The 15,242-nt window shown below is 74.0% G+C and carries 7 protein-coding genes; 6 read left to right on the plus strand and 1 reads right to left on the minus strand.

Annotated elements, in window-relative coordinates; all coding sequences use genetic code 11:
* Positions 1-2 precede the first annotated feature (2 nt).
* From ACH4LD_RS25450 to ACH4LD_RS25465, 4 genes are all read left to right on the plus strand, one after another.
* Positions 3-785: a 4'-phosphopantetheinyl transferase family protein gene (locus ACH4LD_RS25450; protein WP_398056438.1), complete on the plus strand. Its 783-nt coding sequence runs from the start codon at positions 3-5 to the stop codon at positions 783-785.
* Positions 786-945: 160 nt separating this feature from the next.
* The gene (locus ACH4LD_RS25455) at positions 946-3,141 is read left to right on the plus strand and encodes an MMPL family transporter (protein ID WP_398056437.1); all 2,196 of its coding nucleotides are present in this window, start codon (positions 946-948) and stop codon (positions 3,139-3,141) included.
* A 245-nt stretch (positions 3,142-3,386) separates the two neighbouring features.
* On the plus strand, positions 3,387-3,677 hold the full coding sequence (locus ACH4LD_RS25460) for a response regulator transcription factor (protein ID WP_103817671.1): 291 nt from the start codon (positions 3,387-3,389) through the stop codon (positions 3,675-3,677).
* 213 nt (positions 3,678-3,890) lie between these two features.
* A complete protein-coding gene (locus ACH4LD_RS25465) occupies positions 3,891-4,571 on the plus strand; it encodes an AfsR/SARP family transcriptional regulator (RefSeq protein WP_103817672.1) in 681 nt (226 codons plus the stop codon).
* Between the two features lie 65 nt (positions 4,572-4,636).
* Here ACH4LD_RS25465 and ACH4LD_RS25470 read toward each other — a convergent pair whose 3' ends face one another.
* Entirely contained in the window at positions 4,637-12,004 is a 7,368-nt protein-coding gene (locus ACH4LD_RS25470) for an amino acid adenylation domain-containing protein (RefSeq protein ID WP_398056436.1), read from the minus strand.
* Positions 12,005-12,234: 230 nt separating this feature from the next.
* Here ACH4LD_RS25470 and sbnA point away from each other — a divergent pair, with 230 nt between their 5' ends.
* Together sbnA and ACH4LD_RS25480 are read left to right on the plus strand one after the other, a co-directional pair.
* Complete coding sequence (gene sbnA / locus ACH4LD_RS25475) at positions 12,235-13,284, plus strand: 2,3-diaminopropionate biosynthesis protein SbnA (protein ID WP_398056435.1); 1,050 nt, start codon at positions 12,235-12,237, stop codon at positions 13,282-13,284.
* 45 nt (positions 13,285-13,329) lie between these two features.
* On the plus strand, positions 13,330-15,242 hold a 1,913-nt coding region (locus ACH4LD_RS25480; protein WP_398056434.1), incomplete at its 3' end, for a condensation domain-containing protein.

Consider the following 15,242-nt stretch of genomic DNA (forward strand, 5'->3'; position numbering starts at 1 on the left):
CCATGCCGGAACTGACGAACCCGGAACCGGCCGGGGGCACACCGGCACCGGCAACCGTGTCCGATGCCGACGAGGTCGAGATCTGGTGTATTCCGCTGGACTCCTGGCGGGATCCGGAAGGATATCCGCCGGAACTCGACGACATCCTGGACGACGCCGAGAAGGAACGCGCGCTGCGGGGCACGGAACCGGGAATGCGGCGGCGCTTCGTCATCGCTCACGCCGCCTCGCGGATCATCCTCGGGGAACGGCTCGGCCGGGCCCCGGAATCGGTGCGGCTCACCCGGGGCCGCTGGGGGAAACCGCGGCTCGCGCAGGGCGGCGGACCGCACTTCAGCCTGTCCCACTCCGGTGAACTGGCCCTGCTCGCCCTCGCCCCGCGGCCGGTGGGCGTCGACGTGGAACGGCCGCGAGCCGGACTGGACCCGGCGCGGCTGGCCGAGCGGTTCTTCCCGGCCGAGGAGAGCGCCTGGGTGGCGCGCGACGGCCGGAGCGCATTCACCCGGTTGTGGACGAGGAAAGAGGCGTGTGTCAAAGCGGCCGGCGGACGGCTCGCCCAGGGAATGGCGCTGCCCGTGGGACGGTTCTCCGGGCAGGCCGCCGTCCGCGATCCCACGGGAGGTCTTCCCGGGACCTGGCGCGTGCAGGACGTACCGCTTACCGGCGCGTACGCGGGGGCCGTCGCCCTGCTCGGCGACGGCCCCTTTTACGTGTCCCTGCGGATGTGGTATCACGTCCCGCCGGAACAATCCGGCTCCGTGTGGAACACGTTGGGTGTCAAGTAGAAGAAACTCCCCCCACATCGGAGTACTTGTACCCGTGATCGCGCTCCGGGCCCTCACTAGTTTTCTGTTCGCGAGGAGCGCGCCCATGTACCGGCCGGTGCCGAAACCCCGGCCCGTTTCCCGTGATCCGGGTATTTCTTTCCAGGAGGGGAGAGCAGACGTGGCAGGCAGGAACCTGATCACCAGGACCGCCCGGTGGAGCGCCGTCCACCCGTGGTGGGCGATGACGCTCTGGGTGGTGTTCGTGCTCGGTGCCCTCGCGGTCGGCGGGATGACGGGCACCCGGTCCGCCACCGACTCGGATCTGGCCATCGGGCAGTCCGGGCGGGCCGCGGCCCTGGCCCGCAGCGGCGGTCTGGAGAGCCGCGCGGTGGAGAACATCCTGGTCACGCCCTACCGGGGCACCCTGGACCGGGCCGCTGCCGAGCGCGCCTCGGGCGAGGCCGTCAGCGCCCTGAAGGGCGTCGAGGGCGTCGCCGCCGTCGGCCGGCCCGTCCTCGCCCCGGACGGGTCGGCGCTGCTCGTGCCCGTGACCCTGGCCGGCGACCCGGAGACCGCGGCCGACCGGGTCGGGCCGCTGCTGGAGAAGGTGGCGAAGGTCCGCGACGCGCACACCGACGTACGCGTCGAACTCGTCGGCGCCGGCTCCATCAAGGCGGGCCTGAACGACATGCTCGACCGGGACCTGGGCAAGGCCACCGTGCTGAGCCTGCCGGTGACGCTGGTCGTGATGGTCTTCGTGTTCGGGGCGATCGTCGCCGCGAGCGTCCCGGTGCTGCTCGGCATCTCCTCGGTGCTCGCCGGGCTCGGCCTGTGGGGCGTGGCCTCGCAGCTGGTGCCCGACCCCGGTCCGGTGACCCACATCATCGTCCTGATGGGCATGGCCATCGGCGTCGACTACTCGCTCTTCTACCTCAAACGGCAGCGCGAGGAGCGGGCGCTGGGGGCGGACAACGTCGACGCCATCGAGATCGCCGCCGCCACCTCCGGGCACTCGGTGATGATCTCGGGTCTGGTGGTGATGGCGTCCATGGGCGCGCTCTACCTCGCCGGGCACATCGCCTTCGAGTCGATGGCCACGGGCGCGGTCCTGGTGGTGGCCATCGCGATGCTCGCCTCGCTGACCGTGCTGCCGGCCATGCTCTCCAAGTTCGGCCGCTACCTGGACAAGCCGCGGGTGCCGCTGGTGTGGCGGCTCACCCAGAAGGGCGGCGTCAAGCCGCGGCTGTGGTCGGCGATGCTGAAGCCGGCCCTGCGCCACCCGGCGCTGGCGCTGGTCCTCTCCGTCGGCGCGCTGCTCGCCCTCTCCGTGCCCGCCCTGGACCTGCGGCTGAAGGCTACCGGCATCGACGACCTGCCCCGGTCGATCCCCGCGATGCAGGCCAACGAGCGGCTGACGCGGTCCTTCCCGAGCCAGGCGGACACGCACACGGTCGCCGTCCGGGTGCCCGCGGGCCACCGCGCGGAGCTGGCCGAGGGGATCGACGCGCTGGTCGAGCGCGTCGGGCACGACGGTCTGTTCGTGCACACCCCGGCCCCCGAGGTGCGGACCTCGCGGGACGGGCGGGTGGCGACGATCGCCGTCGGCACGCGCTTCGACAGCAGTTCGCGGCAGGCGCAGGAGTCCCTGTTCCGGCTGCGCGACGACATCGCCCCGGCCACGGTCGGCCGGATCGAGGGCGCCCGGTACGCGGTGGGCGGCAGCGACGTCGCCTACGACGTGGACTACCGGGCGAACGTCGTCGACAAGATGCCCTGGGTGCTGCTGGTGGCGCTGGTGTTCACCTTCCTGGTGATGGCGGCGGCGTTCCGCTCGCTGGTGCTCGCCGCGATCACCGTGGTGCTGAACGTGCTGTCCGCCGTGGCCTCCTTCGGGGTGCTCGCGCTGATCTTCCAGCGGACCTGGGCGGAGGGGCTGCTGGGCTTCGAGTCGACCGGACGGGTGGTGGCCTGGCTGCCGTTGCTGCTGTTCGTGATCCTGCTGGGTCTGTCGATGGACTACCACGTGTTCGTGATCAGCCGGATCAGGGAGGCGGCGCGCGGCGGGCTCGGCATCCGGGAGGCGGTGGAGCAGGGCATCACCCGCACGGCCGGCGTGGTGACGAGCGCGGCCGTGGTGATGGTCTGCGTGTTCGCCCTGCTGGCCTCGCTGAACTTCATCGAGATGAAGCAGATGGGCGTGGGCATGGCCTGCGCGGTGCTGCTGGACGCCACGCTCATCCGGATCGTCGTCCTGCCGTCGGTGGTGACGCTGCTCGGCTGGAAGACCTGGTGGCCCTCGCGGCTGGCCCACCAGGACGAGACGCGGCCGGTGCGTGTTCCGGCCACGGTGGCGGGGCGGGCCACGGTGTCGTGAGGCCGGGCGCTCGGCGGTGAGTGCCACGGCCCGGGGCGGCCGGGGAGACGGGTGACTCCGTCTCCCCGGCCGTTTCGCGTGGTCCGGGCCGGGCCCGCCGGTGAATTCCGGCGGTGAAGTCCTTTGTCTGCGACTTCGGTTGGTAGGGCGCTACACTCGGTCCCGCGTTCGACGGAAACAAGCCGACCGACTGTTTCCGGCGCACGCTGACGGGGGAAGCGGGGCGATCACGGGGAGTGGCCCTTATGCACGGTGACGACGGCCTGCCGTCGACTCGTTGGCAGTATCAGCTCGCCCAGGTGGAGTCGCTCTCGGAGCGCGAGAGGCAGGTCTTCTCGTTGCTCGGAGCAGGGTTATCGAATCGCGCGATCGCGGTCAGGTTGCGTGTGACGGAACGCACGGTGAAGGCCCATGTGGCGAGCATCCTGGCGAAGCTGAAAGTGGAATCCCGTCTTCAGGTGGGTCTCGTAGCCCAGGCTCATCAGCTCATGTACGAAGGTACAGTGCCAAACCGGCCAGGTATGACTGATAATTGATCAGTTCTGACTCTCGGACGTTTTCCCTGTGTCGGGCGCCGTTGATTGCGCCCACCCACGGTTACGTGACCGCCCCGTGGGTCGCGAGGTGGGGGCTTGTGACCGGTTTTTATGAGTAGGGACGGGAATTTGGTACACATCTCCATATTGGGTCCGCTGCTGATCGGGGATGGTCAAAGAACCATCGGTGTGCGGGCGAAGAAGATTCGCGTGATGCTGACCATGCTCGCGCTGAATCCTGGTCAAGTCGTCGGTTTCGATGAACTGATCGACGAACTCTGGGGCGAGGCCCCGCTGAAGAACACACGGAACGCCTTGCAGGCGAATGTGCGGCGCATGCGGAAGTCGTTGGCCGAGCTCGGCCTTCCGGAAGGGGAGGAGGGACTGATCCGCACCGTCGACAACGGCTACATGCTCGACGTGCCCGAGGAGGCCCTCGACGCCTACCGCTTCCTGCGGCTGGCCGAACAGGGCGCCACCCTGGTCGCCCGGGAGCCGCACGAGTCCATCCGGCTGCTGCGGGAATCCCTCGCCATGTGGCGCGGGCCCGCCCTGCTCGACGTGAGCGACGGACCGCGCTGCCGGGCCGTGGCCCTGCGGCTGGACGAACAGCGCAAGACCGCGCGGGAGGATCTGATCCAGGCGCAACTGCAGGCCGGCGAGGCGGGGGTCGTCGTTGCCGAGCTGAAGCAGCTCCTGGCGCAGTATCCCGAACGCGAGCGGTTCAGCGAGCAGTTGATGATCGCGCTCTACCGGTGCGGACGCCAGTCCGAGGCCGTCGACATCTTCCACCGCACCCGCAAGTGGCTCGACGAGGAACTGGGCCTCAAGCCGAGCCAGCGGCTGCACACCCTGTACCAGGCGATCCTGATGCAGGACCCCTCGCTGCTGTGACCGGCTGAACGGACGCACGGAGCGCCGGCGGCCCCCGGGCCGCCGGCGCTTTCCCGTGCCCGCGCTCAGACCTCGCGCAACGCGCTGTCGGTGAGCGCGCCGATCCGCCGTACCGCCGTACCGCCCAGCATCTCCTCGTGCCCGCAGTCGATCTCGTGCACGGTGAGCGGGCCGTCCAGGTACGGCCGCCAGCGCGCCGCCAGTTCGCCGGTCGGAGCGGGCTGCCCGTGCGTCGCCACGAACAGCGTCAGCGGGCCGGTGAACCGTCCCGGGGTGAACTCCCGCGCGATGTCGGTGTGGTGGCGCATCACCGTCATGAGCCGGTCCAGGTCCCGGTCCGCGATCGTCGTGCCGCGCGCGTGGTGGGCGAGGAAGGCCGACCGGATCTCCTCGTCGGTGGGGTTCGGATCGCCCGGCGCCACCGGGAAGGCGTCGAGGGCCGCGAGGAACGCCACCCGCTCGCCCGCCGCCTGGAGCAGCACGGCCATCTCGTGCGCGACGAGCCCGCCGAACGACCAGCCCAGCAGGTGGTAGGGCCCGTGCGGCCGTACCCGCCGCACCCGTTCCACATACGTCGCCGCCAGCGCCCGCACATCCGCCGGCCGGTCCCAGGCACCCGGCGGTGCCGCGACACCGTCGGACTGGAGCGCGTACACCGGCCGGTCCGGGTCGAGACGCGCGGCCAGCTCCACGAACGGCAGCCCGAAGCCGACCCCGCCGTGCACACAGAACAGCGGCGCGGCCGTGCCGTGCGGCCGGATCTCCAGCAGCGGCACGGCGGCCGCCTCCCGGGCCCCGGCCGGGGTCGCGGCCGCCGCCAGGGCCGCCACCGTGCGGTGCGCGAAGACATCGGACAGGGCGAGCGTCAGCCCGGCCTTGGCCGCCCGGCCGACCACCTCCACCGACCGCAGACTGTCCCCGCCCAGCGCGAAGAAGTCCCCCTCCGCGTCGACCTCGTCCAGCCCCAGCACCTCGCAGAACACCTCCGCGAGCGCCCGCTCGGCCGGGGTGCGCGGGGCCCGCCCGGTGACGGCGGGCACCGGGGCGCCGGGCGCGGGCAGGGCCCCGACGTCGAGCTTGCCGTTCGGCGTCAGCGGCAGCGCGGGCAGCGACACCAGCGCGGTCGGCACCATGTGCGCGGGCAGCGACTCGGCGAGGTACGCGGTCAGCACGGGCACGTCCACGGCGGCCACGCCCGGTACCGGCACCACGTACCCGGTCAGCCGTCCGCCGCCGTCCCCCGGGGTCAGCACCACGGCGGCCTGCGCGATCACCGGGTGCCGGGTGAGCGCGGACTCGATCTCGCCCGGCTCGATCCGGAAGCCGCGCAGCTTGATCTGCTGGTCGGCGCGGCCGACGTAGTCCAGCTCGCCGTCCGCCCGCCGGCGCACCAGGTCCCCGGTGCGGTACATGCGGGTGCCGGGCGCCCCGTAGGGGTCGGCGACGAACCGTTCCGCGGTGGTGCCCGCACGGCCCAGGTAGCCGTGGGCCAGACCCGCGCCCGCGACGTACAGCTCGCCGGTGATCCCGTCCGGCACCGGCGCGAGGGCCGTGTCCAGGACGTACACCCGCACGTTGGGCAGCGGCCGGCCGATCGGCGGCCGGCCGCCGCCCGGGGCGAGCGGGGCGCTGAGGGTGGCGGCCACCGTGATCTCGGTCGGGCCGTAGGCGTTGCGCAGGGTCACCCGGGCCGCGGTGCGCTCCACGACGGCGGGCGGGCAGGCCTCCCCGCCGACCATCAGGCACAGGTCCGCGGGCAGGGCGGCCGGTTCCGGGAAACGGCCGACGACGGTCGGCGGCAGCAGCGCGTGGGTGATCCGCTGCTCGGTGAGCAGGCCGGCGAGCAGCGGAGCGGACAGCCGGCTCTCGGTGGTGGCCGGCACCAGGGTGCCGCCGGAGAACAGCGAGGCGGCCAGCTCCCACACGGTGGCGTCGAAACTGAACGAGGCGAACTGGAGCACCCGGGTGTCCGGCCCGGTCCCCAGCTCCTCCCGGTGGTGGGCGACCAGGTGGGCCGCGCCCGCGTGCGGCACCGCCACCCCCTTGGGCCGGCCGGTCGACCCGGAGGTGTAGATGACGTACGCGGTGTCCCGCGCCGACAGCGGGCGCGTCCGCTCGGCGTCGGTGACGTCGGCGCCGGACAGACCGGCGACGAGGTCCGCGGTGGCCGGGTCGTCCAGCACCACCGGGGACGTGCCGTCCGGCACCCGGCCCGCGGACTCCCGGACGGTGAGGACGGCGGTGGGGGCCGCGTCACCGAGCATGTACGCGATGCGCTCGGCCGGGTAGTCCGGGTCGACCGGCAGATAGGCCGCGCCGGTCTTCAGCACCGCCAGCAGCGCCGTCACGGTGAGCGGGGAGCGGGGCAGGACCAGCGCGACCACGGCACCCGGGCCGGCCCCGCGGCCGAGCAGCAGCCGGGCGAGCCGGTTGGCGTCCGCGTTCAGCCGCCCGTACGGCACCTCCGCCCCGCCGGGCACCGCCAGCGCCGCACGGTCCGGCGCCGCCGCCGCGTGCTCCTCGAACAGCGCCGGGAGCGTCGCCTCCGGACGGGGCCGGGACGGCCCGTGACCCGCGGTCAGCAGGGAGCGGCGCTCCTCCGGGGTGAGCAGGGCGAGGGCGCCGATCGGCGCGCCCGGGGTGCGGGCCGCGTCGGCGAGGAGCACGGCCAGGGCACCGGCGAGGCGGTCCGCCGTGGCCCCGGTGAACAGGTCCGTGCTGTACTCCAGGCGGATGTCGAGCCCGGCGGGAGTGCCGTCGGCGTCACGGCGCTCCGTCACCTCGAAGGCCAGGTCGAACTTGGCCGTGCGGGAGGGCACCGGCTCCACGGTGGCCGTCAGTTCCGGCAGCACGGGCAGCGGGTCGTCGCCCGGGGTGACGGAGAGGACCACCTGCACCAGCGGGAGCCGGGCCAGCGACCGCTGCGGCTTCAGCTCGTCGACGAGGTGCTCGAACGGCAGCTCGGCGTGCGCGTACGCGGTCAGGTCCGTCTCCCGCACCCGCTCCAGCAGCGCCGCGAACGACGGGTCGCCGGAGGTGTCGGTGCGCAGCACCAGCGTGTTGACGAAGCAGCCGACCAGATCGCGCACCGCCTCGTCGGTCCGCCCGGCGACCGGGCTGCCCAGCGGGATGTCGGTGCCCGCGCCGAGCCGGGTCAGGAGGGCCGCGAGACCCGCCTGGACCGCCATGAACAGGCTGGCGCCGGCGTCCTGGGCCAGCTCGGCGAGCCGGGCGTGCGCGGCGGCGGGCAGCGTACGGGTGACGGCGGCGCCGCGCTGTGAGGACCGGGCCGGCCGGGGGAAGTCGGCCGGCAGCTCCAGCTCCTGCGGCATGCCCGCCAACGCCTGGGTCCAGTGGGCCAGTTCGGCGCAGAGCAGGCTGTCCGGGTCGTCCTTGGCGCCGAGCAGCGCGCGCTGCCAGCGGGCGTGGTCGGAGTACCGCACGGGCAGCGGCCGCCAGTCCGGGGCGCGGCCGGCCCGGCGGGCCGCGTAGGCGGTGGTCAGATCACGGGCGAGGGGGGCGAACGACCAGCCGTCGGCCGCTATGTGATGCAGCGTCAGCGTCAGGACGTGCGTGTCGTCGCCGAGCGCGAACAGGCGTGCCCGCACCGGGATCCGCGCGGCCAGGTCGAACGGCTCGGCCGCCTCGGCGGCCAGCGCGGAGGCCAGGGCGTCCTCGTCCGGGACCGGTACGACCTCAAGGCGGGCGTCCGCCTCCTCCGGGGCGAGCACCAGCGGCGCCGCCCCGGTGTCGGCCGCCACGAACAGCGTGCGCAGCGTCTCGTGCCGGGCGACCACATCCGCCACCGCCGCGCCCAGCGCCCCGGCGTCGAGCGGACCGGACAGCCGTACCGCCAGCGGGATGTTGTAGCCGGCCCCCGCGCCCATCCGGTCCAGGAACCACAGGCGCTCCTGCGCGTACGACAGCACGGGCGGCGCCTCCGGGAGCGTCGCCGCGCGCAGTGCGGGCCGGGCCGGCCGCGGAGTTCCGTCCGCCTCCCCGGCCAGGGCACGCGCCAGCGCCTCGGCCGAGCGGGCGTCGAACAGCGTGCGCAGCGGGACCTCCGTGCCCAGTTCGGCCCGCAGCCGGTTGGCGACCCGGATCGCGGACAGCGAGTGGCCGCCGAGCGCGAAGAAGTCGTCGTCGGCCCCCACCCGCTCCAGACCCAGCACTTCGGCGAAGACCGCGCACAGCAGTTCCTCGCGGGCTCCGGACGGAGGCCGGCCCGTGCCCGCCCGCCGCACGGCCGGGGCGGGCAGTGCCTTGCGGTCGACCTTGCCGTTGGGCGTCAGCGGCAGCTCGTCCAGGAAGACGTACACGGCAGGGACCATGTGCGTGGGCAACACCGCGGACGCGCGCTCCCGCAGCCGGTCGCGGTCGGTCCCTGCCGGTACGACATGGGCGACCAGACGGGTGTCCCCGCTCTGGTCGGTGCGGGCGGTGACGACCGCCCGCTCGACGCCGGGCTGCGCGCCCAGCACGGATTCGATCTCGCCGAGTTCGATGCGGTGCCCGCGGATCTTCACCTGGTGGTCGGTGCGGCCCCCGTACTCCAGGGCCGTACCGTCCGGCGACCAGCGCACCACGTCACCGGTGCGGTACATGCGGGAGCCGGGCGGCCCGAACGGATCGGCCGTGAACCGCTCGGCGGTCAGGCCCGGCCGGCCCAGGTAGCCACGGGCGAGACCGGCGCCGGCGAGGTACAGCTCGCCGAAGCAGCCGTCGGGCACCGGGCGCAGTGCCGCGTCCAGGACGTAGGCCCGGGTGTTGGCGATGGGGCGGCCGATGGGCGGCGGCCCGGACGGCACCGGGGGCAGGGGCGCCGCCGTCGACCAGATCGTCGTCTCCGTCGGGCCGTACACATTGGTGACGGACGCGCAGTGCGCGGCCAGCGACCGGGCCAGGGGTCCGGGCAGCGCCTCACCGCCGACGAGGGCCCGCAGGCCGGCGAGGGCCCGGGCGTGAGAGCCCGCGAGGGCCTGCCACAGGCTCGGCGTGGCCTGGAGCAGCGTGGCGCCGCAGTCCCCGATCAGCGTGGCCAGGGCGGCCGGGTCGCGGACCGTCTCCCGGTCGGCGACGACCAGTTCGGCGCCCGCCGCGAGCGGCACGAACAGCTCCAGATTGGCGATGTCGAACCCGAACGTCGTCACCGCGAGGAACCGGTCCGCCGAGGTCACGGCACAGCGCCGCCCCATGTCCGCGACGAGGTTCACGAGAGCGCCGTGCGGAACGACGACACCCTTCGGCCGCCCGGTCGAACCGGAGGTGTGGATGACGTAGGCCGGGTGGTCGGCTGCGGGGTCGACGGGGTGGACGGCGGCGGGCTCGACGGGGCTGAGGGGGCCGACGGGGTCGACGGGGCCGGGGCCTACGGGGTCGGCGGGGGCGGCGGCAGTGCCCGAGGAGGCAAGGGGCGCGGCCGGTGCGGTGGACGACGAAGGGGGCGTCGGTGCCTCGGTGGAGGCAGGGGGTGATGCCGGTGCCTCGGTGGAGGCAGGGGGTGTCGCCGGTGCCGTGGCGGCCGACGGCGGCAGCGCGGTGCTCGGCAGGGGAGCGGGCGGTGCCTCGGTGGTCGGCGGGGCAGCGGGCGGTGCCTCGGTGGTCGGCGGGTGCGCTGTCGACGGTTCCGGGGCGTACGGCAGCGGGCCCTCGTCCAGTACCCACAACGGGCCCGTGAGCGGCGTCCCCATCGTGTCCAGCAAGGGGCGGATCCGGTGGTGGGTGAGGGTGACCACCGGCGTGGCGTCCGCCAGCATGAGGCGCAGGCGCTCCGCCGGGTGGTCCGGGTCGAGCGGCAGGTAGGCCGCGCCCGCCTTCAGCACGGCCAGCGCCGCCACCACCAGGTCGGCCGACCGGTCCAGGGCGAGCCCGACGAGCCGCTCCGGACCCGCGCCCGCCGCCCGCAGCGCCGCCGCCAGCCGGTCCGCCCGCTCGTGCAGCTCCCGGTACGTCAGCCGCTCGGTGCCGCAGCGCAGCGCCGGCGCGTCGGGCGTGCGCGCGGCCCACCGCTCCAGCAGCGGTGCCAGCCACGGCCCCGGCACCGGCTCCTCCGTGCGGTTGCGGTCCGTCAGGACGCGGGCCGCCTCGCCGGCGTCCAGCAGGTCCAGCCGGCCGCACGGCTCGTCCGGCCGGCGCACCGTCTCCTCCAGCAGCCGGACGAGACACCGCCCGAGGCGGCGCGCCCCGGCCTCCGGGACGAGCGCCGGCAGATGGTCGACGGCCAGCTCGAACGGCTCCCCGGGGAACACCGTCACGGTCAGCGGGTAGTGGGTGGCGGAGCGGATGTCCACTCCGGTCACCCGGGGTCCCGCCGGGGCCGGCCCCGGCTCGGGCCCGCCCATCGGATAGTTCTGGAACAGCAGCACCGTGTCGAACAGCTCACCGCGCACCGCCGTCCCCTGCTGGATCTCCGCCAGCGGCAGGTGCTCGTGCGCCAGCAGCTCCGTCCGCGCCCGCTGCACCCGCGCGAACAGCTCCGCCGGGGTCAGCCCGGCGGTCACGTCGGCGCGGACCGGCAGCGTGTTGGCGAACAGGCCCACCATCCGCTCGACGTCCGGCAACTGCGCGGGCCTGCCGGAGGCGACGGTCCCGAACACCACCGTGTCCTGCCCGGTCAGCCGGGACAGCAGCAGCGCCCAGCAGCCCTGCACCACCGCGCCGACGGTCAGCCCCCGGGACCGGGCGAAGCCGGCCAGCGCGGAGGAGACCCCGGGCGGCACGTCGACGGTGACCCGCCGCGGCAGCCCGGTACTCCCGCCGGCCCCCGCGGTCATGGCGCCCCCGGTGTCCCCGCCCCCCGGCACCAGCCGCGTCGGCTCCGTCACCCCGCCCAGGGCCCGGCGCCACGCCTCCCGGGCCGCCTCCTTGTCCTGCGTGCCCAGCCAGGCGAGGTACGCCTGGTACGGCGGGGCCGCCGGCCGCTCCGGCAGCGTGCCGCCGTCCCGGAACCGTACGAAGGTCTCGGCGAGTTCGCGGGTGAGCGTGGCCATCGACCAGCCGTCCACCAGGATGTGGTGGACCGTCCACAGCAGCCGGGCCCGTCCGTCGTCCGCCCGCAGCAGCAGGAAGCGGTGCAGCGGCGGCCGGGCCAGGTCGAAGCGGCGCAGCCGCTCCTCGCCGGTCTCCCGGTCGAACCCGGCGGCGGGCAGCCGCCGCTGCGACCACGGCAGCTCCACCGAGCGGGGCAGCACCTGCACGGCCTCGCCGCTCCTGCGGTGCCGGAAGCACGCCGCCAGATTCGGGTACCGGTCGAGCAGCGCGCCCGCCGCGCCCCGCAGCGCCTCCACGTCCGCGTCGGTCACGTCCGCGAGGTCGAGCACCAGTTGCAGCGCGTACACGTCCGTGGTGTCCCGGTCGTACGCGGAGAGGAACAGCAGCCCCTGTTGCAGCGGCGACAGCGGGAGGACTTCACTGATGGCGGATTGCCGGTTCAAAGCCGTGCTCCTCACGGAAGAGCGGGGTGGGCGCGGGAACATTTCCGGCCCGCACGATTCCAACCGGACGACGATTTCACGACCACGCTGACGAACAACTGACCGCCAGCTGACACCTCGCGATCGCGCCGACATGGCCGGAAGCCGTCAGCAAACCGTCAGTCCACGGTCAGCGCACGTCGACAGGCTTGCCGGCGAGGCCCATTCGCTGCCGAAGGCCAGGAGTGCCAGTGCCGGTCATCACCGCGTCGCATGAATTCGATGTCAGCGACCTTTTCGTGAATCTTCAGCCGCTGTTCGGGCGCCGCCTGTTCCTGAAGATCGAGGGATTCAACTTCGCCGGATCCATCAAACTCAAGGCCGCCCGCGAGATGGTCGCCCAGGCGGAGGCCGCGGGCCGGCTCCGCCCGGGTTCCACCCTCGTGGAGTCCTCGTCCGGCAACATGGGCGTCGCGCTCGCCCTGCTCGCGGCGAGCCGCGGCTACCGCTTCCTGTGCGTGACCGACACCCGCTGCAACGCGGTGACCCGGCGCACCATGGAGTCCCTCGGCGCCGAGGTCCACGTCGTCACCGAGCCGCACGGGAGCGAGGGTTTCCTCGGCGCGCGGATCCGCCACGTCAAGGCACTGCTCGCCGCCGACGACTCCCGGGTGTGGCTGAACCAGTACCTCAGCCCCGGCAACTGGATGGCCCACTACCGCACCACGGCCCCCGCCATCGCCCGCCAGTTCCCCGACCTGAACGTGCTGTTCGTCGGCGCCGGCACCACCGGCACGCTGATGGGCTGCGCCCGCTGGTTCCGGGAACGGCGGCCCTCGGTGCGGGTGGTGGCCGTCGACAGCGTCGGCTCCGTCACCTTCGGCGGACCGGCCGGCACCCGGCACATCCCCGGCCTCGGCACCAGCGTGCGGCCGGCGCTGCTCGACGAGAGCCTGGTCGACGCCGTGGTGCACGTGCCCGAGGCGGCCACCGTGCGGACCTGCCGGACGCTGATGCGGCACGGCTTCCCGGTCGGCGGCTCCACCGGAACCGCGGTGACCGGCGCCCTGCGCTGGCTGGAGGAGCACTACGGCGACGGGGCGGGCGGGGTCCGCGAGCAGATCACCGCGGTCACCATCTCGCCCGACCTGGGCGACCGCTACATGGAGACCGTCTACCACGACGAGTGGGTGCGCGGCGCCTTCGGCCCCGACCCGCTGACCGGGCCGGCGGTGGACCGGGCCGGCCGGGACGGCACGGGCGAGCTGACGCCGGCCGCCGCGGCCGCCTCCGCGGACTGAACGGGCCGGGCGGGGCTGACTTCGAGAATGACGGAGAGCAAAGCGATGACGACAAACCGAGGCGCCGTCCTCCCGCTCACCGCGGCGCAGGCCGAGATCTGGTTCGACGAGCAGTTCGCCACCGGACCGCTCGGCTACAACATGGCCGACTACATCGACCTGCGCGGGCCGCTCGACACCGGGCTGCTGGAGCGGGCGCTGCACCGCCTGGGGCACGAGGCCGAGGGACTGCGCGTGCAGTTCGTGGAGGAGGCGGGCGCCCCGGGCCAGATCATCCGGCCGCTCGCCCAGCTCCCGCTGCGGCACCTCGACTTCAGCGACGACCCCGATCCGCTCGGCGCCGCCGGGCGATGGATGCGCGCCGACCACGCCGACCCGCTCCGGATCACCGACTTCCCGCTGTTCCGGGGCGCGCTGCTCACCCTCGGCCCCGAGCACCACCTGCTCTACCTGTGCATGCACCACATCCTGGCCGACGGCTTCAGCCGCGCCCTGCTCTACCCGAAGCTCGCCGCCCTCTACACGCGGCTGGCCGCCGGCGAGGACGACGCGGCCCTGGACGCCGACGCCATCCCCGCCTTCCACCAGCTGCTGGACGGCGAACGCCACTACCTGGAGTCCAAGCAGGTCGACCGCGACCGCGCCTACTGGACCGGCCGCCTCACCGCCTCCGGTGACGGCCCGGCACCCGAACTGGTCTCGCTCTCCGACCGCGACCCGGCCCCCGGCCGCAGCGCCCTGCGCCACACCACCACGCTCAGCCCCGGGGCCACCGAGGCGCTGCGGGACCTCGCCCGGACCGGCAAGGTCACCCTGCCCGTCCTCATGGTCGGCGCCATGGCCGCCTACACCCAGCGGGTCACCGGAGTCGCCGAGCCGCTGCTCACCCTCCCGGTCACCGGCCGCACCGGGGCGGTCGCCCGCGAGATCCCCGGCATGCTCGCCAACTACCTGCCGCTCGCGGTGCGCGTCCGCCCCGAGCTGACCGCCCCGCAGCTGCTGCGGCGGGCCTGGACCGAGGTCTCCGGCGCCCTGAAGCACCAGCGGTACCGCGGGGACCGCATCCGCCGCGACATCGGCCTGCGCACCGACGACCGGCGCGTCTTCGGCCCCTTCATCAACGTCCTCAACCAGGACCCGGCACTGGCCTTCGGTGACTGCCCGGGCACCGTCGTCAACCTGTCCACCGGCATCGTCAACGACCTCATCGTGACCGTCCTCAACACCGTCGACGGCACGATGGAGATCCACCTCGACGGCAACCCGGAGCTGTACACCGACACCGAACTCGCCGCCCACCTGGCCCGGTTCGAGGCGTTCCTGGCCGACCTCGCCGCGCTCCCCGCCGACCAGCCCCTCGCCCGCATCGGCCTGCGCGCGCCCGGCGAGCCGGTCGGCCTGCTGGGCACCTGGGACCCGGAGGCCGAGCGCGCCGGGTACGAGGGCCTGGTCGAGCGGGTGCGCGCGGTGGCCGCCCGGACCCCGGACGCGGTCGCCGCCACCGACGGCACGGGCAGCGTCACCTACCGGGAGCTGCTGACCCGCGCCGCCGGTGTCGCCGCCCGGCTGACCGCCGCCGGGTTCCGTCCCGGCTCGGTGGCGGCGATGCTCGCCGATCCCGGGGTGTCGTTCGTGGCCGGTGTGCTCGGCGTACTCGCCGCCGGCGGGGCGTATCTTCCGTTGGACCCGGCGGCCCCGGCGGCCCGCAACGCGTCCTTGCTCGCCGACAGCGGTGCCCGCCACCTGCTCACCGGCGGCGCGTACGACTCCCCCGGTCACACTGGCCTGACCGCTCTGCCGCTCGCCGACCCCGCCGACACCACCCACACCGGCGAACTCCCCTGCGTCGGCGGGGGTCTGGATCTGGCGTACGTGATGTTCACGTCGGGGTCGACGGGTCGTCCCAAGGGGGCGATGGTGCAGCGTGCGGGGATGGTGAACCACCTGTGGGCGAAGGT

It is taken from the genome of Streptomyces sp. NPDC017676, from assembly GCF_044329325.1.
In the GTDB taxonomy this organism is placed as follows: domain Bacteria; phylum Actinomycetota; class Actinomycetes; order Streptomycetales; family Streptomycetaceae; genus Streptomyces.